Origin of the sequence: Streptomyces sp. B6B3 (assembly GCF_039871525.1) — a bacterium.
GTDB lineage: Bacteria > Actinomycetota > Actinomycetes > Streptomycetales > Streptomycetaceae > Streptomyces.
The window spans coordinates 1-21,445 of the sequence record NZ_JBDPLU010000009.1; the positions used below are offsets into that span (position 1 = coordinate 1).

The window sequence follows — 21,445 nt, forward strand, 5'->3', positions numbered from 1 at the left end:
CACGTGTTACTCACCCGTTCGCCACTAATCCCCGACCGAAGCCGGATCATCGTTCGACTTGCATGTGTTAAGCACGCCGCCAGCGTTCGTCCTGAGCCAGGATCAAACTCTCCGTGAATGCTTCAAACCATCCACGCGAGCAAGAACATCCTCGCTGAATGCGCCAAACAAACCCCAGGAAACCCCAAGGCCCTGTCTGGCAGTCAAATCATCTGGCATTGACAACATGACACGCTGTTGAGTTCTCAAGGAACGGACGCCACTCGGACGTTTCCGTCGCGTTCTTCCTCCATATTAGCCAACTTTCCTTGCGGATCCTAATCCGCTCTTCCCGGGTCGCTTTTCGGCGCACCGAAGAAACCCCGAGAGGGAAAGTCGTGGCTGAGATGGTAGATCGCTTCCCCGGCACCGCTCCCCGCACTGTCCCGCGTCTAGCCGTGAGCTAGATCGTTTGACCGGCTTCATGGAGCATGCCGCTTGAAGCGACTCGACCAACGTTACGACCTTGTCCCCTCGTCGTCAAGTTCAGCGGTTTCCGCAGGTCGGGTGTGGCGCGGATGGGCCCGGTAGGGACTGACCGTGGGGTCGGCGTGGATCCAGAAGCGCCAGGGCGGGAGGGCGCCGTCACCGCGGATGCCGGTGCGCGGCCCGCTCCTGATCAGCTCCCCCGGCGGTGGCTCGCCGTGCAGAATGCCCAGCTCAGAACCGCCGCAGACGTCGGTGCCGTCCAGGCCGCGGTCCAGGGCGAGGGCCGTGGCCAGTCTCGCCGGCCCTCGCGCCAGATCCGCCTCGACCCGCGACGACGGTCGTCGGCTCCGCGCCAGCTCGACGCCCGAGAGGACCTCGCCGGCCCGCAGCAGCACACCGCGGGCCTCGTCCGGCGGGCCGCAGACCAGGTTCGCGCAGTGCCACATCCCGTAGGTGAAGTAGATGTACGCGTGTCCCGGCGGCCCGTACATCGTTGCGTTCCGCTTGGTGCGCCCGCGGTAGGCGTGCGAGCCGGGGTCCCGCTCACCGTCGTAGGCCTCGACCTCGGTGAGCCGTATCCGGATCTCCCCCTCGGCCCCGTGGCGCACCAGGGTCCGACCGAGCAGGTCGGGGGCCACGTCCAGGACCGGCCGGTCGAAGAAGTCCCGGGACAGCGGTCGGTCCGCTCGGGCGCCTCCACTCATCGTTCCCTCCTGGTCCCTCCCCGTTCCGCGCGCTCCGGCCGGCGGCCGACGCGAGCTCCGACCCTAACGCCCACGACGCGCGGACCCGGGTGGCGCTGGCTAGGCTGACCCGGGCCAGAGATCCGTTCCACGAGGAGGTTTCGACATGCCCGAGTCGCCGCGGCGCCCGCTCCCCCACGACTTTCACCCTCCGGTGGCGTCCTTCACCGTGGTCAGCGACGACGTGCGGGACGGGGAGACCCTGAGCGACGCCCAGGTACAGGCGGCCGGGAACACCTCGCCGCAGCTGAGTTGGAGCGGCTTCCCCGCGGAGACCCGCAGCTTCGCCGTCACCTGCTTCGACCCGGACGCCCCGACCGGGAGCGGCTTCTGGCACTGGGTGCTGTTCGACATCCCGGCCTCGGTCACCTCGCTGCCGACGGGCGCGGGCGGCGGCGACATGGCGGGGCTGCCGGCGGGTGCGGTGCACGCGCGCAACGACTACGGCAGCCGGGACTTCGGCGGCGCGGCGCCGCCGCCCGGTGACGGTCCGCACCGGTACGTGTTCACGGTGTACGCGGTGGACTCCGAGAAGCTGGGCGCGAACGCGGACTCCAGCCCGGCGGTGGTGGGCTTCATGCTGCGCTTCCACGCGATCGGCCGGGCGCAGCTGATCGGCGAGTACGAGAACCCGGCCGCGGGCTGACGGGCTCCCACCTCGCCCTTAATTGCGTTGTCCGTCACACCGGCCGCGGGCACAGTGGTGCCATCCCGCCACGGGGCGGGGGGACACGTGGGAGGTGGGCGGGATACGGCAGACCCTTGTGCTCAACGCGAGCTACGAGCCGCTGTCGACGGTGGCGCTGCGGCGCGCCGTCGTCCTGGTCCTCCAGCACAAGGCGGTCGTCGAGCACGCGCATCCGGGTCTGCGGGTGCGGGCGGCGACGCTCGACCTCCCGGTGCCCCAGGTGATCCGACTGCGGCGGTTCGTGAAGGTGCCGTTCCGACAACGGGCCCCGTGGTCGCGGCGCGGCGTGCTGGTGCGGGACGGGCACCGGTGCGCGTACTGCGGTCGCCGGGCGACCACGATCGACCACCTCGTGCCCCGGTCCCAGGGTGGCCGGGACACCTGGCTGAACACCGTGGCGGCCTGTGCGGAGGACAACCATCGCAAGGCGGACCGGACGCCGGCGCAGGCGGGGATGCGCCTGCTGACCCAGCCGTTCGAGCCGACCCCGGCGGACGCGCTGGTGCTGGCCCTCGGGCCGCGGGACGGGGACGCCGCGCTGCCCGAGTGGCTGCCGGTGCCTCAGGCCGCCGGCGTCTGATCGCTTGATCGCCGATTGTTCGGATCGGCCGATCGTCCGACGTTCCGCTGACAACGCCGCCCCGCCGGCCTCAGGGCCGTGGCGGGGCGGCGGGCTGTCGCCGGGGGTGGGGCGAGTCGCGGGGAGGGACGCGCTATTCGATGCGCGGCCGCTGCTGGTGGATGCCGCCCGGCTTGTCGAACCGGGGGGACGCGTCGCCGCCGTCGCCACCGCCCTCGCCGCCGCCGGAGCCCCCGTTCGCGAGCTTGCCGAGGTTGCCGCCGAGCCCCTTCAGGGCCTCGCCGATCTCGCTGGGCACGATCCACAGCTTGTTCGAGTCGCCCTCGGCGATCTTCGGCAGCATCTGGACGTACTGGTAGGAGAGCAGCTTCTGGTCGGCGTCGCCCGCATGGATCGCCTCGAAGACGGTGCGGATCGCCTGGGCCTCGCCCTCGGCGCGCAGCGCGGACGCCCTGGCGTCACCCTCGGCGCGCAGGATCTCGGCCTGCTTGGAGCCCTCGGCCTGGAGGATCTCCGACTGCCGGACGCCCTCGGCCTGGAGGATCGCGGCGCGCTTGTCACGGTCGGCGCGCATCTGCTTCTCCATCGAGTCCTGGATGGAGGTCGGCGGCTCGATCGCCTTGAGCTCCACGCGGTTGACGCGGATGCCCCATTTACCGGTGGCCTCGTCCAGGACGCCGCGCAGCGCGGCGTTGATCTCCTCGCGGGAGGTGAGGGTGCGCTCCAGGTCCATGCCGCCGATGATGTTCCGCAGCGTGGTGACCGTGAGCTGCTCGATGGCCTGGATGTAGTTGGACACCTCGTACGTCGCCGCGCGGGCGTCGGTCACCTGGTAGTAGATGACGGTGTCGATGTTGACGACGAGGTTGTCCTGGGTGATCACCGGCTGCGGCGGGAACGGCACGACCTGCTCGCGCAGGTCGATGCGGTTGCGGATGCGGTCGATGAACGGGACGACGATGTTGAGACCGGCGTTCAGGGTGCGGGTGTAGCGGCCGAAGCGCTCGACGATGGCGGCGCTGGCCTGCTGGATGACCTGGATCGTCTGGACCAGCGCGATGACCACCAGCACCACCAGGATCACCAGCACGATGATGATGGCGTCCATCGTGTATTCCCCCTGCGGCTAGCTGAGTTGGAACAGTTGTCGGTGGAGTGACCGGTCCATCACATCACGACAGCGGTGGCTCCGTCGATCTCGACGACGCTGACCTGACTGCCGGGTTCGAAGGTGTCGTCCTCGCTGAGGGCGCGGGCGGACCACGTCTCCCCGGCGAGCTTGATGCGTCCGCTGGAGCCGTCGACGCGCTCCAGCACCACGGCCGACCTCCCCATCAACGCGTCGACGCCGGAACGGGAGCCCAGGGGCTGTGGCCCGGATCTGGCACGACGTGCGACGGGCTGGACGGCGAGGATGAGGGCGGTGGACACGACGGCGAAGACGACCACCTGGATCACCAGGCTGTCGGTCATCCCGGCGGCGACCGCGCCGGCCACCGCGCCGGCGGCGAGCATGCCCAGCTCCGGCATGGCGGTCAGGACGAGCGCGATCGCGAATCCTCCGGCGGCTATCAGCCACCACACCCAGAAGTCCACGATGTCATGGTAGTTCGCCCGTCAGGCGCCGAACAGGGGTCCGCGACGCGTCGTCAGCTCAGCGGCAGGCCCTGGGCGGTCCACCGCTCGCCCTGCCGTTCGACGATCAGCGGCAGGCCGAAGCAGTGGGAGAGGTTGGTGGACGTGAGGGTGGTCTCCATCGGGCCTGCGCTGAGCACCTGGCCCTGCCGGATGAGCAGGGCGTGGGTGAAGCCCGGGGCGATCTCCTCGACGTGGTGGGTGACCATCACCATGGAGGGCGCGTACGGGTCCCGGGCCAGCCGGCCGAGGCGGCGCACCAGGTCCTCCCGGCCGCCGAGGTCGAGCCCGGCCGCGGGCTCGTCCAGGAGCAGCAGTTCGGGGTCGGTCATCATGGCGCGGGCGATCTGCGTCCGCTTCCGTTCGCCCTCGGAGAGGGTGCCGAATCTGCGGTCCAGATAGGCGGTCATGCCGAGCCGGTCGAGGAACGCGCGGGCGCGGCGCTCGTCGATCTCGTCGTACTGCTCCTGCCAGCCGGCGGTCATGCCGTAGGCGGCGGTGAGCACGGTCTGCAGGACGGTCTGCCGGCGGGGCAGCTTCTCGGCGAGCGCGCTGCTGGCCATGCCGATGCGTGGCCGGAGCTCGAACACGTCGACGCTGCCGAGCTTCTCGCCCAGGATCTGGGCGGTGCCCGAGGTCGGGTAGAGGTAGCTGGCCGCGACGTTCAGCAGCGTGGTCTTGCCGGCCCCGTTCGGTCCGAGGATCACCCAGCGCTCGCCCTCGGCGACCGACCAGGAGACGTGGTCAACCAGAGCCCTGCCGTCGCGGACCACGGATACGTCCACCAGCTCCAGTACATCGCTCATGCGCGCGGTCTCTCCCCTTGCGGTCGCCGACTTCCGTGCCTGGCACTGTCCCGGGTCGGGCCCAGGCGAGTCCCCGAGTCAAAACCTACGCCACGCCCCGGCCGTACCGGTCGCCAGGAGGCTCGTTGGGCTCTCTTCCCTAAGGTAGAGGTCATGTTGGATGAACCACGTGCGGGGCGGCTGGCCACCTGGGGGAATGCCCTCTTCGCCGGACTTGTCTCGCCGGACGACGCGGCGATGCGGACGGTGGGCCCCGATGCGGTTCACCGGGTCGCCGAGTTGCCGGGCGAGCCGGGCCCGGTGGGGCTGACGCTGGCGTTCGGCCGGCTGCGCGCCCTCGGGGTGGTCGGGCTGCGGGTGGCGCTGCCGGCTCCCGGGCATCCGCTGGGCCTGTGTGGGCCGCCGGAGTTCAACATGGCGGCGCTGGAGGCCGGCGAGGCGGTGCTGACGGCGGCGGGGTCCGAGCGGGCGCCGGCGCTGGGGTTGGTGCCCGAGGTCAACGAGGCGGGGCCGGCGGGCGACGTGTTGACCGAGGTGCTCTGGCGCTGTCTGCCGGTGCGGCAGGCGCCGCCGGCGGACGTGCCGTCGCTCGGCGAGGCGGAGCGGGAGTTGGCCGAGGTGCTGCGCGAGGCCACGGAGGCGCTGACGGCGCTCGACGTGGCGGGCGCGGGGCCGGTGGCACTGGCCCGGCTCGAGGCGTACCGGGCCAGGTCGGGGCCGCGCGAGCTGCTGGCGCCCGGCTATCCGCCGCGGGCGGTGCGGGTGCTGGAGCTGGCGCAGCGAGTGGGCGCGCTGGTGGCGATCGCCGAGGAGTCGACGGAGCACGGCGCGGCGGTGAGCGCGGCGCAGATCGCCGAGCGGGACCGGCTGTTGCGTCCGGTGGAGCGGGCGGCCAGGCGGGCCCGGGTGGCGGCGTACAACGCGTACGCGGAGGAGGCGGAGCGGCAGCGCGGCTGACCGCGACGCGGCCGGGCCACGCCGGGTGCCCCCGGAGCGTGGCTGCTCCGGGGGCCGGGACGACCGTGGGTGCGGTGGCGGCTCAGCCGGCGACGTCCGTCGTCCGGGCCCACGGTGGCGTCAACCCGATCAGTGGTTGACGCTGCTGTTGCCGAAGACGGGGTTCAGCACACCGATGACGTTCACCGAGTTGCCGGTGACGTTCACCGGGACGTGCACCGGAGCCTGGACCACGTTGCCGGAGCCGACGCCGGGCGAGTTGGTGGCGGCACCGTTGGCACCCGCGTCGGCCGAGGCGACGCCCGCTCCCGCGGCGACGATCCCGCCGGCCAGCAGGGTCACGGCGGCAGCCTTCTTCAGGTTCTTCACGAGGTTGACCTTCCTTGCACGTTTTGCGCGTTTTCGCGAGTTTTTGCGCGTTTCGGCTTTCTTATGGCCGCATGCGTTCGCGGCACGCCATGCAGAACGGTTCAACCCCGATCCGGTTGCGCCATTCGGGGGACATTCACCCGACGGTATGAATCTCTGATCAGAAGCTGCCGTTCGGCGGGTTCAGTCGGTGACCCCGTGGCGCACGGCCCACAGGGCCGCCTGGGTGCGGTCGGCGAGGTCCAGCTTCATCAGGATGTTCGACACGTGCGTCTTGACCGTCTTCTCCGACAGCACCAGGGCACGGGCGATCTCCCGGTTCGACCGCCCGCGGGCGATCAGCGCCAGCACCTCGCGCTCCCGGTCGGTGAGCGAGCCGCCCCGCCCGCCGCCCGACGCCTCCTCGGCGAGCAGCGCGCCCGCCACCTCCGGCTGCAGCAGCACGTGCCCGGCGTGCACCGAGCGGATCGCCCCGGCCAGGGCGTCCGGGTCGATGTCCTTGTGCACGTAGCCGGCCGCGCCGGCCCGCAGCGCGGGGACCACGGTGCGCCGCTCGGTGAAGCTGGTGACGATCAGCACCCGGGCCGGGAGGCCGAGATCGCCGAGCCGGCGCAGCGCCTCCACGCCGTCGGTGCCCGGCATCTTGACGTCCATCAGGATCACGTCGGGGCGCAGTTCCTCGGCGCGGGCCACGCCCTCGGCGCCGTCGGCCGCCTCCCCCACCACCTCGATGTCGTCCTGCACCTCCAGGAAGGTGCGCAGGCCGCGCCGCACCACCTGGTGGTCGTCCACGAGCAGCACGCGGATGGCGTCAGCCACCTGGCACCTCCACCTCGATCACGGTGCCCTTGCCGGGCGCCGACTCCACGGTCAGGTCGCCGCCGACGGAGGCGGCACGTTCGCGCATCGACACCAGGCCCAGGTGCCGGCCGGCGGCGCGGACCGCCGCCGGGTCGAAGCCGCCGCCGTCGTCGGCGACCCGCAGCACGGTGGCCAGGCCGCGCCGGAAGAGGCTGACGGCGACCCGGCGGGGCTCGGCGTGCCGTAGCGCGTTGTGCAGGGCCTCCTGGGCCACCCGCAGCAGCGCCTCCTCCTGGGCGGCGGGCAGCGCCCGCACGTCCTGGCAGTCCAGCGTGACCCGGGCCGGATGGGCCCGGTCCAGCACCTGGATCTGGGCCCGGAGGGTGGCGTGGAGGCCGTCCTCGTCCAGTGCCGCGGGCCGCAGCTCGACGACGGCGGCGCGCAGTTCGTCGGCGGCCTCGGCGGCCAGCGCGGTCACCTGGCGCAGCTCCTGCCGGGCCCGCAACGGATCGCGGTCGACCAGGGTCGCGGCGGCCTGGGCGGTGAGGCGCAGCGAGAAGAGCTTCTGCGCCACCGCGTCATGCAGCTCGTGGGCCAGCCGGGCCCGCTCCTCGGCGATGGTCAGCTCGCGGCTGCGCTCGTACAGCCGGGCGTTGGTCAGCGCGATGGCGGCGTGCGCGGCCAGCAGCCGCAGCAGTTCCTCGTCCTCGGCGGTGAAGGCGCAGACGCCGGGGCGCGGGCGGCTGCCCGGCGGGCAGCGCTTGTTCGCCAGGAAGAGCGCGCCGAGCACCTCGTCGCCGTCCACGATCGGCATGCCGAGGAAGTCGATGATCTCCGGATGGGCGCTGGGCCAGCCCTCGAAGCTGGTGTGCTCGCGCACGTCGGCCAGCCGCACCGGGACGCCGTCGTGCAGCATCGCGGCCAGCACGCCGTGCTGCCGCGGCAGCGGGCCGATGGCCTGCCACTGGCGGTCGCTGACGCCGTCCACGATGAACTGGGCGAAGCCGCCCTGGCCGTCCGGCACGCCGAGCGCGGCGTACCGGGCGGCGAGCAGCTCGCGGGCGGAGCCCACGATCGTCTGCAGCACGTCGCGCACCTCCAGGGTGCGGTTCATGGCGAGCAGGGCGGCGCTGACGGCGGCGAGGCCGGTTCCGGGGGCCATCAGGTCCCCCGTCCGGGCGGGGTGCCGCCAGGACGGCGCGAGGGCCGGAAGGAGGCGGGATGGGGCGTCACGCTCTGCACCGTAACGCGGCGGGCCCGCCGGCCGTATCGGGCCCTCGGCGGTGCGTCCTGCGGCAGGAGGCGTAGGACCAGCGACGGACCGCCCGCGCGGGGCTCTCTCCCCGCCGCGCCTCCGGGCACCCGGGGTGCCGGCCCGGACACCCCGGGGTGAGGGCGGTCGGCGGCGGTTGTGAGGCGGCGCACAGGACGGAGGTCCCGCTACGAGGGCGGATAGGAGGTGGGGCGGTCGGGTGGGGCGGTACGAGGGCGCGTCCGGGACGGTCCCGGGCCTCCCGACGGTTCACGATGCGGGGTAGTAGATGACCTCTTTGACCCGATTTTTCGGCCTCGTTAAGACTGGGCGCAATCCCGATCGAAGGCCGTCCGACGCGGCCGGAAGCTGAGGTTGAACTCCATGTCCCTTCGCACCGCCCTGCGCCCGAACCCGATCCGCACCCGCCGCCTGGCGACCGCCGGCGTCGTCGCCGCGTCCGCCGTGACCCTCGGCGTGACCGGGATGTCCGGCTCGGCCAGCGCCGCCGACACCGGCAGCTCCCAGGCCATCGCCCAGGAGATGATCGGCGACCCGGTCCAGTACCAGTGCTTCTCGAACATCGTGTCGAACGAGAGCGGCTGGGACTACACCGCGACCAACGCCGAGAGCGGCGCCTACGGCCTGGTGCAGGCGCTGCCCGCGGAGAAGATGGCGACCGCCGGCTCCGACTGGCAGACCAACCCGGCCACCCAGATCGAGTGGGGTCTCGGCTACATGAACGAGCGCTACGGCAGCCCGTGTGACGCGTGGGCGTTCTGGCAGGCCAACGGCTGGTACTGACCGGCCGCGCAGACAGCAGACCCGCCGGTGGCGGGCATCCGGATCCCCGGATGCCCGCCACCGGCACTGCTGTTCGCTGTTCCCGGCCGCCGTGGCGCCCGTCAGGCGCGCATGACCTCCGGCTCGTGACGGCGCAGGAAGCGCATCACCAGGAAGCCGCAGATCACGGCGATCACGCCGAGCATCGCGACGTCCAGCAGCCACATCCCGGCCTCGTGCTTCCACAGCGGATCGGGGTCGGCGTCCGCCTCGCCCGTCGCCGTCAGGGTGTTCAGGTCCGTGCTGGTGCCGACGCCGGCCAGCGCCCAGCGGGAGGGCATCAGCCAGGCGACCTGCTCCACGCCGAGGGTGCCGTGCACGGTGAACAGCGCGCCGGTGAAGACCAGCTGGATCACCGAGATCATCACCAGCAGCGGCATGGTCATCTCGGAGGTGCGCACCAGCGAGGAGATGACCAGGCCGATCATCATCGAGGTGCAGCCGAGCGCCATGATGACGATCGTCATCTCCAGATACGGGCTGCTCTCGAAGAGCACACCCTCGGCGGGCTCGTCCCGCGGCAGGAAGCCGATCATGCAGAGCAGGGCGCCCTGGATGACGGTGACGATGCCCAGCACGAACACCTTGGACATCAGGTAGGCGGAACGGGACAGTCCGACCGCCCGTTCTCGTTCGTAGATCGTCCGTTCCTTGATCAACTCACGGACCGCGTTGGCCGCGCCGCTGAAGCACATGCCGACGACGATGACCAGCAGGATGATGCTGGCGTCGTTGTTCCGCAGCGGGATGCGGGTGTCCGCAGGGCCGTAGCCCAGGCCGAAGTCGGACGGGATGATCGCGCTGACCAGGCCGAGGACGACCGGCAGCGCCACGGTGAGGCCGAGGAAGCCCTTGTCGGCGACGATGACCGCCGAATAGCGCTTCATCAGCGTCCACACCTGGGAGCCCCAGGTCTGCGCCTTGTGCTGCATCGCGGCCATGGCCATCGGCTGCACGTGCGCGGCCTGCGGCTGCACGGCGTCCAGGTCCGCGGCGTACATCTGGTAGTGCTGGGAGCCGCGCCAGCGGCCCATCCAGTCGAAGTCGCGGTAGTTCTCGAAGGCCGAGAAGACGTCGGCCCAGTTGTCGTAGCCGAAGAAGTTCAGGGCCTCCGCGGGCGGGCCGAAGTAGGCGACGCCGCCGCCGGGCGCCATCACCAGGACCCGGTCGCACAGGCTCAGCTCGGCCACCGAGTGGGTGACCACCAGCACGGTCCGGCCGTCGTCGGCCATGCCGCGCAGCAGCTGCATGACGTCGCGGTCCATGCCCGGGTCGAGGCCGGAGGTCGGCTCGTCCAGGAAGATCAGCGACGGCTTGGTCAGCAGCTCCAGGGCCACCGAGACGCGCTTGCGCTGACCGCCGGAGAGCGAGGAGATGCGCTTGGTGGCGTGCGGGCTGAGCTTGAGCTCGGCCAGCACCTCCTCCACCCGGTTGTTGCGCTCCGCCTCGCCGACGTCGCCGGGGAACCGGAGCTGGGCGGCCAGCCGCAGCGCCTGCCGGATGGGCAGCGCGGTGTGCAGAATGTCGTCCTGCGGCACCAGGCCGATGCGGTGCCGCAGCTCGGCGAAGTGGGTGTAGAGGTTCCGGTGGTCGTAGAGCACCTCGCCGTACGTGGCCGGGCGGTAGCCGGTCAGCGCGCGGAGCAGCGTGGACTTGCCGGATCCGGAGGGGCCGATGACGCCGATCAGCGACTTCTCGGGAACGCCGAAGGAGACGTCGTTGAGGATCGTGGTCTGGCCGTTGTTCACCTGGACGGTGAGGTGGCGGGCGGAGAAGGAGACCGCACCGGTGTCGATGTCCTCCTGGAGCTGGTTGCCCACCAGCCGGAAGGTCGAGTGGCCGATGCCGACGGTGTCGTTCTGGCCCAGGTAGCGGCGGCCGTTCTTGGGCAGCTGCTGGCCGTTGACGTAGGTGCCGTTGTGGCTGCCCAGGTCGTGGATCTCGAAGCGCCCGTCGGCGTGCGCGAGGAACTCCGCGTGCAGCCGGGAGACCTGCAGGTCGGAGACGACCAGCTCGTTCTCCAGGGCACGACCGATCCGGGTCACCTGGCCGACGGTGAGGTGGTGGAACGTGGTCGCCGGGGCCGCACCGCCGCCGCCACCACCCGCGGGCGCGCCGCCCTGGGGGAAGCCCGGGGGCGGACCCTGCGGCGGGGCCTGGCCCGCGCCCTGCGGCGCCATCTGGGGCGCGCCCTGCGGCGGGCCCTGCGGTGGGAAGCCCGGTCCCTGTTGGGGCATCGCCGGCGGCTGGTTGGCCATCGCGGCGGCGGGGGCCTGCTGCCGCGGCACGGGCGCCGAGGAGGAGAAGGTGAGCCGCGGGCCGTCGACGGCGTTGCCAAGGTGAACGACCGAGCCGGGGCCGAGCGGAAGCTGCTGGATGCGCTGGCCCTGGGCGTACGTCCCGTTGGTGCTGCCCTGGTCCTCGACGAGCCAGCTCTGGCCACCCCAGCGGATGGTGGCGTGCCGCCACGAGACTCTGGTGTCGTTGAGTACGAGGTCGCCCTGGGGATCTCGACCCGCGCTATAGGAGCGCGTTCGATCCAAAGTCCATGTCTGTCCGTTCAGTTCCAGTACGAGTTCCGGCACGCCATGCCCCACAAAACAAGTTGTCCCCCGAGAAGACCCCAGGCGGGGTCTAGGGATGGTTGAACATCGTTGGGAACTATTCCAGGCGTGGGCCGTTCGCGTGAACCCACCCCCCGGAAGTCACCGAGCTGGTGCACAGCGTCAGCTTCTTCGTGACGTTCGCTCCCCGCGCCGTTTCCCGCGGGGCGCGGCGGGTCGCGGCGGGTCGTGCCGTGTCCAGGAGCCGGACACCGCGGTCGGCGAACGCCGGGGGGCGACTACGGTGGGATCATCATGAGTGCGCCGCACAACCCGTCCGCCGGCGGCCCGCCCGCCGTGTCCGGCACGGACACCGCCACCCTGCTGGTGAAGATCTTCGGCAGGGACCAGCCAGGACTGACCGCGGGGCTCTTCGACGCCCTCGCCGCGTACGGCGTGGAGGTCATAGACATCGAGCAGGTGGTCACCCGTGGACGGATCACGCTGTGTGCCCTGGTGACCGCTCCGGCCCGCGGCCCGGCGGGTGGAGGGGACGCCGAGGGGCAGCTGCGGGCCACCGTGCACAGCTGGGCTGAATCGTTCCGCCTCCAGGCCGAGATCATCTCCGGAACCGGGGACAACCCGGCCCGCCGAGCCGGGCGCTCCCACGTCACGGTGCTGGGCAGCCCGCTCACGGCCGAGACCACGGCCGCCATCGCGGCTCGGATCGCCCGCTGCGAAGGCAACATCGACCGCATCAACCGGCTGGCGAAGTATCCGGTCACCGCCGTGGAGTTCGACGTGTCCGGGGTGGCCACCGAGCGGCTGCGCACCGAGCTGGCCACCGAGGCGGCGGCGCGCGAGGTGGACGTGGCCGTGGTCGCCTCCGGGCTGCACCGGCGGGCGCCGCGGCTGGTGGTGATGGACGTCGACTCCACGCTCATCCAGGACGAGGTCATCGAGCTCTTCGCCGGGCACGCGGGCTGCGAGGCCGAGGTCGCCAAGGTCACCGCCGCGGCGATGCGCGGCGAGTTGGACTTCGAGGAGTCGTTGCACGCCCGGGTCGCGCTGCTGGCCGGCCTCGACGCCTCGGTGATCGACGCGGTCCGCGAGCAGGTCAGGCTGACGCCCGGGGCGCGGACGTTGATCCGCACGCTGAAGCGGCTCGGCTGCCAGGTGGGCGTGGTGTCCGGCGGCTTCACCCAGGTCACCGACTCGCTGCGGGACTACCTGGGCCTGGACTTCGCCGCGGCCAACACCCTGGAGGTGGTCGACGGCCGGCTCACCGGCCGGGTCACGGGCGAGATCGTGGACCGGGCGGGCAAGGCCAGGTTGCTGCGCCGGTTCGCCGAGGAGGCGGGCGTGCCGCTGTCCCGTACGGTGGCGATCGGCGACGGGGCGAACGACCTGGACATGCTCAACGCGGCCGGGCTCGGGGTGGCCTTCAACGCCAAGCCGCTGGTGCGGCAGGCCGCGCACACGGCCGTCACGGTGCCGTTCCTCGACACCGTGCTGTACCTGCTGGGGATCACCAGGGAAGAGGTCGAGGCGGCGGACGCCCAGGCCCAGCGCTGAGCCGCGCCGGAGCCGGGGCCGGTCCGCCGCGGCTCATTCGTGCGGCGCCCAGTAGGCGACGAGTCGGCCGACCCCGAGTTCCACGGACGGCCAGCCGCCGGTCAGGCTGAGCACCGCCATGGCCGAGGTGGCGAAGCCGCCGCGGTTCATCCGCTCCCGCGCGTCGCCGTCCGCCTCGCGCGCCAGCCCGTCGGCCGCCGCGTGGATGCCGGGGTTGTGACCGACGAGCAGCACGTCCCTGACGGCGTCGTCCACCCCGTTGAGCACGGCGATCAACTCGCCCGCCGACGCCTCGTAGATCCGCTCGTCGTACACGGTCCGGGGCCGCTGCCGGAGCTCCGGGGCGGCCAGCTTCCAGGTCTCACGCGCCCGGGTCGCGGTCGAGCAGAGGGCCAGTTCTGGGGTGACTCCGGCGCCGGCCAGCCAGCGGCCGGCCAGGGGGGCGTCCTTCCTGCCGCGATCGGCGAGCGGACGGTCGTGGTCGGAGACGTCGGGCCAGTCGGCCTTGGCATGGCGAAGGAGAACGATCCTGCGGGGAACATCGACGCTCATGCGCCCCAGCTTCGCACGAAACGTGCTGGCGGTCGCCGGGGTTGACGATCTTCGCCGAACGTCAGTTCAGGGCAACAGCGCGCTGGTGAGGTGGGCGATCAGCTCGCCGGGCGCCGGCGGCTCGCCGAGGGTCTCGCGGTCGGCGCCGGTCCCCCCGAGCAGGAGTGCCAGCAGCGCCGAGAAGGCCACCACGGGGAGCAGCAGGGCCCACCAGCGGAGCCGCGTCCCGACGCCGGATCGGTGCGCGTGGGCGGTCATGGCGCTCGCCTCCATCCGTGTCATGAACGCTGGGAAGAACGCTACGGATTCGCGGCACGGCGGCCCATCCGGTGACCCACCCAGTGACCCCTGAACCTGGCCCCCTAGGGGATGGTGGGGCTAGCACCACCTCGGGGCGGGCGGGAGCCCGAACGGTAGGTCCGGACGGCGGGCTACAGGCGGCGGTTTCGGGTGGCGGTGCGTTACGGTGCGGCATGAGGGTCCTTCTGGTCGCCGGTGCAGATGTCGCAATCCACACCAGGCCAGAAGGCCCTCACCCATTTCGAGATCACACAACCGTGGCGTCCGTCACCAACCTCCGTGACGAGAACACCTAGGGCGAGGCGATCGTCGCGATGACCGCGATGACGACGCTGATCGCCATCATCGCGCCGAGGATCAGCAGCAGGGTCCGCTGGCCGCCTGTGGGGTTCGGGTCGAGCGCTGGCATGGGCACAGTCTCCCACCACGGCCGCGCCCGGCGGTGTCCGGGCGCCGCCCTCAGCCGCCGTCCTCGATCCGGCGGTCCCGGCCGGCGATCACCCCGGCCGCGATCTGCGCGAACATCAGCACCGTGAGGAACGCCAGCGGCAGCTCCCAGCCGCCGGTGGCCTCGTTCATCGTGCCCACCAGCAGGGGTCCCGGCACGCACAGCAGGTAGCCGGTGCTCTGGGTGAACGCGGAGAGCCGGGCCACCCCGTGGGCGGTGTGGGAGCGCAGGCCGATCATGGTCAGCGCGACCGGGAACGCGCAGTTCGATATGCCCAGGAAGAACGCCCATACCCAGGCGCCGCCGACCGGCGCCAGCCACAGTCCGGCATAGCCGATCAGCCCGCAGCCGCCCAGCACGACCGTCAGGGGACCCTGGTGCCGCATCCGGGCGGCGATCCGGGGCAGGACGAGGTTGAACGGCACGCCCACGCCCATGATCACCGCCAGCAGCACGCCCGAGGTGCCGGCCGAGACGCCGGCGTCGCGGAAGATCTGCGGGGCCCAGCCCATGGTGACGTAGGCGGCCGTGGCCTGGAGGCCGAAGAAGACCGCGAGCGCCCGGGCGGTGGCCGAGCGGGTGAGCCGGGGCAGCGCGGTCGCCTCACCCGGGACGGCCGCGCCACGGGCGCCGGTGGCCCCGGCCCGGCCCGCGGGCCCCGGGGCACCGGCCGCGCGGCGCCGTTGGCTGAGCAGCACCGCGATCCAGGGCGGCAGCGCGAGCACCGCCAGCGCCGCCCACACGCTGAGGCCCATCCGCCAGCCGCCGCCGAGGGCGTCGGTGGCCGGGATGGTGAGGCCGGCGGCGGCCGCGGTGCCCAGGGCGAAGCCCGTGGAGTACAGGCCGGTGACGGCGCCGACCCGGTCGGGGAAGAAGCGGGTGACGAGCACCGGCATCAACACGTTGCCGATGGCGATGCCGGCCAGGGCGAGCGCGCTCGCGGCGACGAAGAACCAGGTGCCGCCGGCGAGCGGGCGCAACGCGAGCCCGGCGACGACCGCCGTCAGGCCGAGCAGCATCACGGCCACGGGCCCGTGCCGGCGGGCCAGCCGGGGGGCGGAGAGGCCGACGAGGCCGAAACACAGCGCGGGCAGGGAGGTGAGCAGGCCGGCCACGACGCCGTTCATGTCGAGGTCCCGGCGCACCTCCGCCAGCACGGGCCCGAGGCCCGCGATGGCCGGACGCAGGTTGAGCGCGGCGAGCACCAGACCCGCCATCACCAGCCAGGCTGCCGGGGAGCCGGGAACCGACGGTGCGCGGGAACGCTCCGAAAGGGTACGGTCATCCTTCGTCAACGGCATGCCCAACATCATAGAATCATGGGATGTATCCGTGACCCGAAGGAGTGGCCACGGATCCGGAGAGCCCGGGAGAGATATGTCACTCACCGCGCCCCGCCGCTCGGCCCTCGCCGACCAGGTGATCAACCAGCTGCGCCAGCAGATCACCTCGGGCGCCTGGCCGGTCGGTTCGCGCATCCCCACCGAGCCGGAGCTGGTCGAGCGGCTCGGGGTGGCGAGAAACACCGTCCGGGAGGCGATCCGGGCCCTCGCGCACAACGGGCTGCTCGACATCCGGCAGGGCTCGGGCACGTACGTGGCGGCGACCAGCGAGCTGGCCGGCGTGATGCACCGCCGGTTCGCCGACGCGGATCCGGGCGACGTCGCGGAGCTGCGCAGCGCGCTGGAGGCCGCGGCGGCCCGGCTGGCCGCGCGCCGGCGCACCGAGCGCGACCTGCGGCAGCTGGAGGCGCTGCTGGGCCGGCGCGAGTCCGCGTGGGCGTCGGGACAGGTGGAGGCGTTCGTGGAGGCGGACGCGACGTTCCACATGGCGGTGGTGCAGGCCTCGCACAACGAGGTGCTGACGACCGTCTACGCGGACCTGGGCTCCGTGGTGCGCGCGCTGCTCAGGCACGACGTGGGCGAGGAGCTGCGTCCGGAGGACCATGTGGACCACGCCCGGCTGCTGGACGCGATCCGCGCGACGGACGAGGGGACGGCGGAGGAGGAGGCCGGCTCGTACGCCCTGCGCTGTCGCGCCGTCGCGGAGCGGGCGGCGAACGAGGCGCCGAGGTCCGACGAGGCGTAGCGGCCGGAGCCGCCACGCCTCGGGTGCCGCGGGTGGCGGCCCGCTGCCCGGAGGGGCCGGTCTGGCGGGTCAGGCCCCCATCATGTGGACGCCGCCGTCCACGTGCACGATCTCGCCCGTGGTCTTGGGGAACCAGTCGGACAGCAGGGCGACCACGCCGCGCGCCGCGGGCTCCGGATCGGCCAGGTCCCAGCCGATCGGCGCGCGGGTGTTCCACACGTCGGCGAGTTCCTCGAAGCCGGGGATCGACCGCGCGGCCATCGACTTGATCGGGCCGGCAGAGACCAGGTTGCAGCGGATGTCGCGGTCGCCGAGGTCGCGGGCGAGGTACCGGGTGGTGGCCTCCAACGCGGCCTTGGCCACGCCCATCCAGTCGTACTTTGGCCACGCCACCTGCGCGTCGAAGTCCATGCCGACCACCGAGCCGCCGCGCTGCTCCAGCAGCGGCAGCAGCGCCATGGTGAGGGACTTCAGCGAGTACGCGGACACCTCGACCGCCGTGGCGACGGACTCCCAGCCGGTGTTGAGGAAGTTGCCGCCGAGCGCGTCCTGCGGCGCGAAGGCGATGGAGTGCACCACGCCGTCCAGGCCGACGCCCTCGCCGAGCTGTTCGCCGACCCGGCCGGCCAGCGACGCGAGGTGCTCGGCGTTCTGCACGTCGAGTTCGAGTACCGGGGCCGGCTTCGGCAGCCGTTTGGCGATCCGCTCCACCAGGCTGAGGCGCCCGTACCCGGTGAGCACCACCTCGGCGCCCTCCTCCTGGGCCAGCCTGGCCGCGTGGAAGGCGATGGACGCGTCCGTGAGCACGCCCGTGACGAGGACGCGCTTGCCGGCGAGAAGTCCGCTCATGTCAGTGCCCCATGCCCAATCCGCCGTCAACCGGGATGACGGCTCCGGTGATGTACGCGGCGTCGTCCGAGGCGAGGAAGCGCACCGTGGCGGCGACCTCCTCGGGCTGGGCGTAGCGCCCCAACGGCACCTGGCCGACGATCTCGGTACGCCGCTCCTCGGTCAGTGCCCGTGTCATGTCGGAGTCCACGAAGCCGGGCGCGACCACGTTACAGGTGATGCCGCGGGAGCCCAGCTCGCGGGCGATCGAGCGGCCGAAACCGACGAGCGCGGCCTTGGACGCCGCGTAGTTGGCCTGGCCGGCCGAGCCCGACAGGCCGACCACCGAGGAGATCAGCACCACGCGGCCGGCGCGTGCCCGCAGCATGCCCTTGGTGGCCCGCTTGACCATCCGGAAGGTGCCGGTGAGGTTCGTGTCCAGGACGGCGGAGAAGTCCTCCTCCGACATGCGCAGCAGCAGTTGGTCGCGGGTGATGCCGGCGTTGGCCACCAGCACCTGGACCCTGCCCTGGGTGTCCTCGATCACCTTGTACGCCTGCTCCACCTGCTCACCGTCGGTGATGTCGCACCGCACCGGCAGGCAGCCGCGCTCGGTGAGCTCCGCGGGGGGCTCGCCGGAACGGTAGGTGAAGGCGACCTGGTCGCCGGCGTCGGCGAAACCGCGGGCAATGGCCAGGCCGATGCCTCGGTTGCCGCCCGTGACGAGTACCGACCGGCTCACGGGACCACCCCTTTCTGGTCATGCTGTCGTCGCTCGGCAGACACGCTAGTGCGCGGCGCCGGCGTTCCGGGGCTCGGTGGACGACAGGCGCATCGCCGCCGTCCTGTCGGGTTCCTACAGCCCACCGGCCCGCCATCGGCGATAACCCTTGGGCGCCGCCCGTCGGGGGAGGCATGATCGGACGGGGCGCCACCCACCGCCCCGGTCACCGCCGACGGCGACGGACAGGAGAGACCGTGCCAGACACCGCGTCCAGATCCCTAGACGACACATTTCTCGCGCTCCCGCTGCGGCAACTGGCCGACGCGGCGCTGGCCCGTGCGAGGGCGCTGGGCGCCGACCACGCCGACTTCCGTCTCGAACGCATCCGCGACGCCAACTGGGTGCTGCGCAACGCGCGTCCGGCAGGCATGCAGGACACCACCGACACCGGCTACGCGGTGCGGGTGGTGCACAGCGGCAGTTGGGGCTTCGCCGCCGGCGTGGAGATGACCATGGACGGCGCGGCGCGGGTGGCCGCGCAGGCGGTGGCGATGGCCAGGCTGTCGGCCAAGGTGATCGCGGCCGCCGGCTCCGACGAGCGGGTGGAGCTGGCGCCCGAGCCGTCCTACGGCGAGCAGACCTGGGTCTCCGCCTACGAGGTGAATCCCTTCGCCGTCGCGGACAGCGACAAGACCGAACTGCTGGCCGACTGGAGCGCGCGGCTGCTCGGGGCCGAGGGCGTCACGCACGTGGACGCGCGGCTGTGGGCGGTGCAGGAGAACAAGTTCTACGCCGACACCGCGGGCACGATGACCACCCAGCAGCGGGTCAGGATCCAGCCGGAGCTGACCGCGACCGCGGTGGACGCCGCGAGCGGCGCGTTCGACACCATGCGCACGCTGGCGCCGCCCGCCGGCCGCGGCTGGGAGTACCTGACCGGCACCGGCTGGGACTGGGACACCGAGCTGGACCAGCTGCCCACGCTGCTGGCCGAGAAGATGGCCGCGCCCTCGGTCGAGCCCGGCCGCTACGACCTGGTCATCGATCCGTCCAACCTCTTCCTCACCATCCACGAGTCGATCGGCCACGCCACCGAGCTGGACCGGGCGTTGGGCTACGAGGCGGCGTACGCCGGGACCTCGTTCGCCACCCTCGACAAGCTCGGGACGCTGCGCTACGGCTCCGAGGCGATGAACGTGACGGGCGACCGGACCGTGGAACACGGCCTGGCCACCATCGGCTACGACGACGAGGGCGTGCGGACGCAGTCCTGGGACCTGGTGAAGGAAGGCGTGCTCGTCGGCTACCAGATGGACCGTCGGATCGCCCGGCTGAAGGGCTTCGAGCGGTCCAACGGCTGCGCGTTCGCCGACTCCGCCGCGCACGTGCCGCTGCAGCGGATGGCCAACGTCTCGCTCCAGCCGGCGCCCGACGGGCCCGACACCGAGGAGCTGATCTCCGGCGTGCGGCGCGGCATCTACGTCGTCGGCGACGGCTCGTGGTCCATCGACATGCAGCGCTACAACTTCCAGTTCACCGGGCAGCGCTTCTTCAGGATCGAGAACGGCCGGCTCGCCGGCCAGCTCAGGGACGTCGCCTACCAGGCCACCACCACCGACTTCTGGGGCTCGATGGAGGCCGTGGGCGGTCCGCAGACGTACCTGCTCGGCGGCTCGTTCATGTGCGGCAAGGCCCAGCCCGGACAGACCGCGGCGGTCTCGCACGGCTGCCCGTCCGCGCTGTTCCGGGACATCACCATCCTCAACACCACCCAGGAGTCCGGCCGATGAGCGCCAGCCAGCCGAGCAGACCACACGAGATCGTCGAACGCGCGCTGGCCCTGTCCCAGGCGGACGGCATGGTGGTCATCGCCGACGAGGAGTCGACCGCGAACCTGCGGTGGGCGGCCAACGGGCTGACCACCAACGGCGTCACCCGCGGGCGGCGGCTGACCGTGATCGCCACCGTGGCCGGCGCGCAGGGCGTCTCCGCGGGCGTGGTGACCAGGTCGGCGGTCACCGACGACGAGTTGGAACCGCTGGTGCGGGCGGCGGAACAGGCGGCCAGGCAGTCGCCGTCGGCCGAGGACGCGCAGCCGCTGGCCCAGGACGCGCCCGCCTCCCCCGACTTCGCCGAACCGCCGGCGGAGACCTCCTCCGACGTCTTCGCCGCCTTCGCGCCGGCGCTCGGCGAGACGTTCGCCCGGGCCCGGGCCGAGCGGCGGGAGCTCTTCGGTTTCGCCAGCCACGAGATGGTCTCCAGCTACCTCGGCACCTCCACCGGGCTGCGGCTGCGGCACGACCAGCCGACCGGCAGCGTCGAGCTCAACGCCAAGTCGCCGGACCGGGAGCGGTCCGCGTTCGTGACCACGCCGACCGACGACTTCCGCGACGTGGACATCGCCGCGCTCGACGCCGAGCTGGCCACCCGGCTGCGCTGGGCGGAGCGCCGGATCGACCTGCCGCCCGGGAGGTACGAGACGCTGCTGCCGCCCACCTCGGTGGCGGACCTGATGATCTACCAGCACTGGATGAGCGACGCCCGGAACGCCCACGAGGGGCGGACGGTGTTCAGCCGGGCGGGCGGCGGCACCCGGGTCGGCGAGCGGCTCAGCGAGCTGCCGCTGACGCTCTACAGCGACCCCGCCGCGCCGGGTCTGGCGGCGGCCCCGTTCCTGCTGGCGCACAGCTCGACGGACATCTTCACGCCGGGCCTCTCGGTCTTCGACAACGGCCTGCCGCTGTCCCGGGCCGACTGGATCCGCGAGGGGGTGCTGCACCAGCTGCCGACCAACCGGTACTCCGCCGAGCTCACCGGGCTGCCGGTGGCGCCGCTGGTGGGCAACCTGCTGCTGGACGGGGGCGGCGAGCGTTCGCTGGACGAGCTGGTCGCGGACACCGAGCGCGGCCTGCTGATCTCCACCCTGTGGTACATCCGCGAGGTGGACCCGAAGACGCTGCTGCTCACCGGGCTCACCAGGGACGGCGTCTACCTGGTGGAGGGCGGCGAGGTGTCGGGCGTGGTGAACAACTTCCGGTTCAACGAGTCGCCGGTGGACGTGTTCGGCCGCGCCACCGAGGCCGGCCGCACGGAGCGCTGCCGGTCCCGCGAATGGGGCGAGTACTTCCCCCAGGTCGCGATGCCGGCGCTGCGCATCCCCGAGTTCAACATGAGCTCCGTCAGCCCCGGCGTCTGACCCCTCGGCGCCCGTCCCGCGGCCGGTCAGGCCGGCCGTAGGATGGGCG

Annotated in this window: 22 protein-coding genes and 1 rRNA gene; 8 read left to right on the forward strand and 15 right to left on the reverse strand. The window is 72.2% G+C overall.

Features of this window, described 5'->3' with window-relative positions:
• Both ABGB06_RS19540 and ABGB06_RS19545 read right to left on the reverse strand, forming a co-directional pair.
• Nucleotides 1–118 (reverse strand): 16S ribosomal RNA (locus ABGB06_RS19540); the annotation flags it as partial.
• Between the two features lie 379 nt (nucleotides 119–497).
• Nucleotides 498–1,172, reverse strand: a complete 675-nt coding sequence (locus ABGB06_RS19545; protein ID WP_347591081.1) for a DNA-3-methyladenine glycosylase — start codon at nucleotides 1,170–1,172, stop codon at nucleotides 498–500.
• Between the two features lie 145 nt (nucleotides 1,173–1,317).
• Here ABGB06_RS19545 and ABGB06_RS19550 point away from each other — a divergent pair, with 145 nt between their 5' ends.
• Both ABGB06_RS19550 and ABGB06_RS19555 read left to right on the forward strand, forming a co-directional pair.
• Complete coding sequence (locus tag ABGB06_RS19550; protein ID WP_347591083.1) at nucleotides 1,318–1,857, forward strand: YbhB/YbcL family Raf kinase inhibitor-like protein; 540 nt, start codon at nucleotides 1,318–1,320, stop codon at nucleotides 1,855–1,857.
• A 103-nt stretch (nucleotides 1,858–1,960) separates the two neighbouring features.
• Nucleotides 1,961–2,479: an HNH endonuclease gene (locus ABGB06_RS19555; RefSeq protein ID WP_347591593.1), complete on the forward strand. Its 519-nt coding sequence runs from the start codon at nucleotides 1,961–1,963 to the stop codon at nucleotides 2,477–2,479.
• Nucleotides 2,480–2,612: 133 nt separating this feature from the next.
• Here the strand turns inward: ABGB06_RS19555 and ABGB06_RS19560 are convergent, their stop codons facing one another.
• From ABGB06_RS19560 to ABGB06_RS19570, 3 genes are read right to left on the reverse strand one after another with little or no spacing between them, the layout of a single operon-like run.
• A complete protein-coding gene (locus tag ABGB06_RS19560; RefSeq protein ID WP_347591085.1) occupies nucleotides 2,613–3,587 on the reverse strand; it encodes an SPFH domain-containing protein in 975 nt (324 codons plus the stop codon).
• Nucleotides 3,588–3,646: 59 nt separating this feature from the next.
• On the reverse strand, nucleotides 3,647–4,075 hold the full coding sequence (locus tag ABGB06_RS19565; protein ID WP_347591087.1) for an NfeD family protein: 429 nt from the start codon (nucleotides 4,073–4,075) through the stop codon (nucleotides 3,647–3,649).
• 53 nt (nucleotides 4,076–4,128) lie between these two features.
• Nucleotides 4,129–4,920 (reverse strand): ABC transporter ATP-binding protein, encoded by a 792-nt coding sequence (locus tag ABGB06_RS19570; RefSeq protein ID WP_347591089.1) that lies wholly within the window; start codon nucleotides 4,918–4,920, stop codon nucleotides 4,129–4,131.
• 153 nt (nucleotides 4,921–5,073) lie between these two features.
• Here ABGB06_RS19570 and ABGB06_RS19575 point away from each other — a divergent pair, with 153 nt between their 5' ends.
• Nucleotides 5,074–5,877, forward strand: a complete 804-nt coding sequence (locus ABGB06_RS19575) for a hypothetical protein (RefSeq protein ID WP_347591091.1) — start codon at nucleotides 5,074–5,076, stop codon at nucleotides 5,875–5,877.
• 129 nt (nucleotides 5,878–6,006) lie between these two features.
• On the opposite strand, the gene ABGB06_RS19580 is transcribed toward ABGB06_RS19575, so the two are convergent.
• The 3 genes from ABGB06_RS19580 to ABGB06_RS19590 form a co-directional block, all read right to left on the reverse strand.
• Nucleotides 6,007–6,246, reverse strand: coding sequence for a chaplin (locus tag ABGB06_RS19580; protein WP_347591093.1), 240 nt, complete (start codon nucleotides 6,244–6,246; stop codon nucleotides 6,007–6,009).
• Nucleotides 6,247–6,429: 183 nt separating this feature from the next.
• The gene (locus ABGB06_RS19585) at nucleotides 6,430–7,065 is read right to left on the reverse strand and encodes a response regulator transcription factor (protein WP_347591095.1); all 636 of its coding nucleotides are present in this window, start codon (nucleotides 7,063–7,065) and stop codon (nucleotides 6,430–6,432) included.
• On the reverse strand, nucleotides 7,058–8,209 hold the full coding sequence (locus ABGB06_RS19590; protein ID WP_347591097.1) for a GAF domain-containing sensor histidine kinase: 1,152 nt from the start codon (nucleotides 8,207–8,209) through the stop codon (nucleotides 7,058–7,060). Before ABGB06_RS19590 ends, ABGB06_RS19585 begins: the two co-directional genes overlap by 8 nt.
• A 474-nt stretch (nucleotides 8,210–8,683) precedes the next feature.
• On the opposite strand from ABGB06_RS19590, the gene ABGB06_RS19595 reads away from it, so the two are divergent.
• Nucleotides 8,684–9,103, forward strand: a complete 420-nt coding sequence (locus tag ABGB06_RS19595; protein WP_347591099.1) for a transglycosylase SLT domain-containing protein — start codon at nucleotides 8,684–8,686, stop codon at nucleotides 9,101–9,103.
• A 101-nt stretch (nucleotides 9,104–9,204) separates the two neighbouring features.
• On the opposite strand, the gene ABGB06_RS19600 is transcribed toward ABGB06_RS19595, so the two are convergent.
• On the reverse strand, nucleotides 9,205–11,727 hold the full coding sequence (locus ABGB06_RS19600) for an FHA domain-containing protein (protein ID WP_347591101.1): 2,523 nt from the start codon (nucleotides 11,725–11,727) through the stop codon (nucleotides 9,205–9,207).
• A gap of 273 nt (nucleotides 11,728–12,000) precedes the next feature.
• On the opposite strand from ABGB06_RS19600, the gene serB reads away from it, so the two are divergent.
• Complete coding sequence (serB, locus tag ABGB06_RS19605) at nucleotides 12,001–13,260, forward strand: phosphoserine phosphatase SerB (RefSeq protein ID WP_347591103.1); 1,260 nt, start codon at nucleotides 12,001–12,003, stop codon at nucleotides 13,258–13,260.
• 33 nt (nucleotides 13,261–13,293) lie between these two features.
• Here serB and ABGB06_RS19610 read toward each other — a convergent pair whose 3' ends face one another.
• The 4 genes from ABGB06_RS19610 to ABGB06_RS19625 form a co-directional block, all read right to left on the reverse strand.
• Complete coding sequence (locus ABGB06_RS19610) at nucleotides 13,294–13,812, reverse strand: histidine phosphatase family protein (protein ID WP_347591105.1); 519 nt, start codon at nucleotides 13,810–13,812, stop codon at nucleotides 13,294–13,296.
• Between the two features lie 66 nt (nucleotides 13,813–13,878).
• Nucleotides 13,879–14,070 carry a hypothetical protein gene (locus ABGB06_RS19615; RefSeq protein WP_347591107.1) on the reverse strand — a complete coding sequence of 64 codons (192 nt, stop codon included), beginning with the start codon at nucleotides 14,068–14,070 and terminating at the stop codon, nucleotides 13,879–13,881.
• A gap of 334 nt (nucleotides 14,071–14,404) precedes the next feature.
• Nucleotides 14,405–14,521, reverse strand: coding sequence for an SGM_5486 family transporter-associated protein (locus ABGB06_RS19620; RefSeq protein ID WP_347591109.1), 117 nt, complete (start codon nucleotides 14,519–14,521; stop codon nucleotides 14,405–14,407).
• 50 nt (nucleotides 14,522–14,571) lie between these two features.
• The gene (locus ABGB06_RS19625; RefSeq protein ID WP_347591111.1) at nucleotides 14,572–15,861 is read right to left on the reverse strand and encodes an MFS transporter; all 1,290 of its coding nucleotides are present in this window, start codon (nucleotides 15,859–15,861) and stop codon (nucleotides 14,572–14,574) included.
• A gap of 76 nt (nucleotides 15,862–15,937) precedes the next feature.
• On the opposite strand from ABGB06_RS19625, the gene ABGB06_RS19630 reads away from it, so the two are divergent.
• Entirely contained in the window at nucleotides 15,938–16,648 is a 711-nt protein-coding gene (locus ABGB06_RS19630) for an FCD domain-containing protein (RefSeq protein WP_347591113.1), read from the forward strand.
• A gap of 69 nt (nucleotides 16,649–16,717) precedes the next feature.
• On the opposite strand, the gene fabI is transcribed toward ABGB06_RS19630, so the two are convergent.
• Nucleotides 16,718–17,497, reverse strand: coding sequence for an enoyl-ACP reductase FabI (gene fabI / locus ABGB06_RS19635; RefSeq protein ID WP_347591115.1), 780 nt, complete (start codon nucleotides 17,495–17,497; stop codon nucleotides 16,718–16,720).
• Nucleotide 17,498: 1 nt separating this feature from the next.
• Nucleotides 17,499–18,218 carry a 3-oxoacyl-[acyl-carrier-protein] reductase gene (gene fabG / locus ABGB06_RS19640; RefSeq protein ID WP_347591117.1) on the reverse strand — a complete coding sequence of 240 codons (720 nt, stop codon included), beginning with the start codon at nucleotides 18,216–18,218 and terminating at the stop codon, nucleotides 17,499–17,501.
• Nucleotides 18,219–18,454: 236 nt separating this feature from the next.
• Between fabG and ABGB06_RS19645 the strand changes: the two genes are divergently transcribed.
• Both ABGB06_RS19645 and ABGB06_RS19650 read left to right on the forward strand, forming a co-directional pair.
• Nucleotides 18,455–19,990, forward strand: coding sequence for a TldD/PmbA family protein (locus ABGB06_RS19645; RefSeq protein ID WP_347591119.1), 1,536 nt, complete (start codon nucleotides 18,455–18,457; stop codon nucleotides 19,988–19,990).
• Nucleotides 19,987–21,396, forward strand: coding sequence for a metallopeptidase TldD-related protein (locus tag ABGB06_RS19650; RefSeq protein WP_347591121.1), 1,410 nt, complete (start codon nucleotides 19,987–19,989; stop codon nucleotides 21,394–21,396). Before ABGB06_RS19645 ends, ABGB06_RS19650 begins: the two co-directional genes overlap by 4 nt.
• Nucleotides 21,397–21,445: the final 49 nt, after the last annotated feature.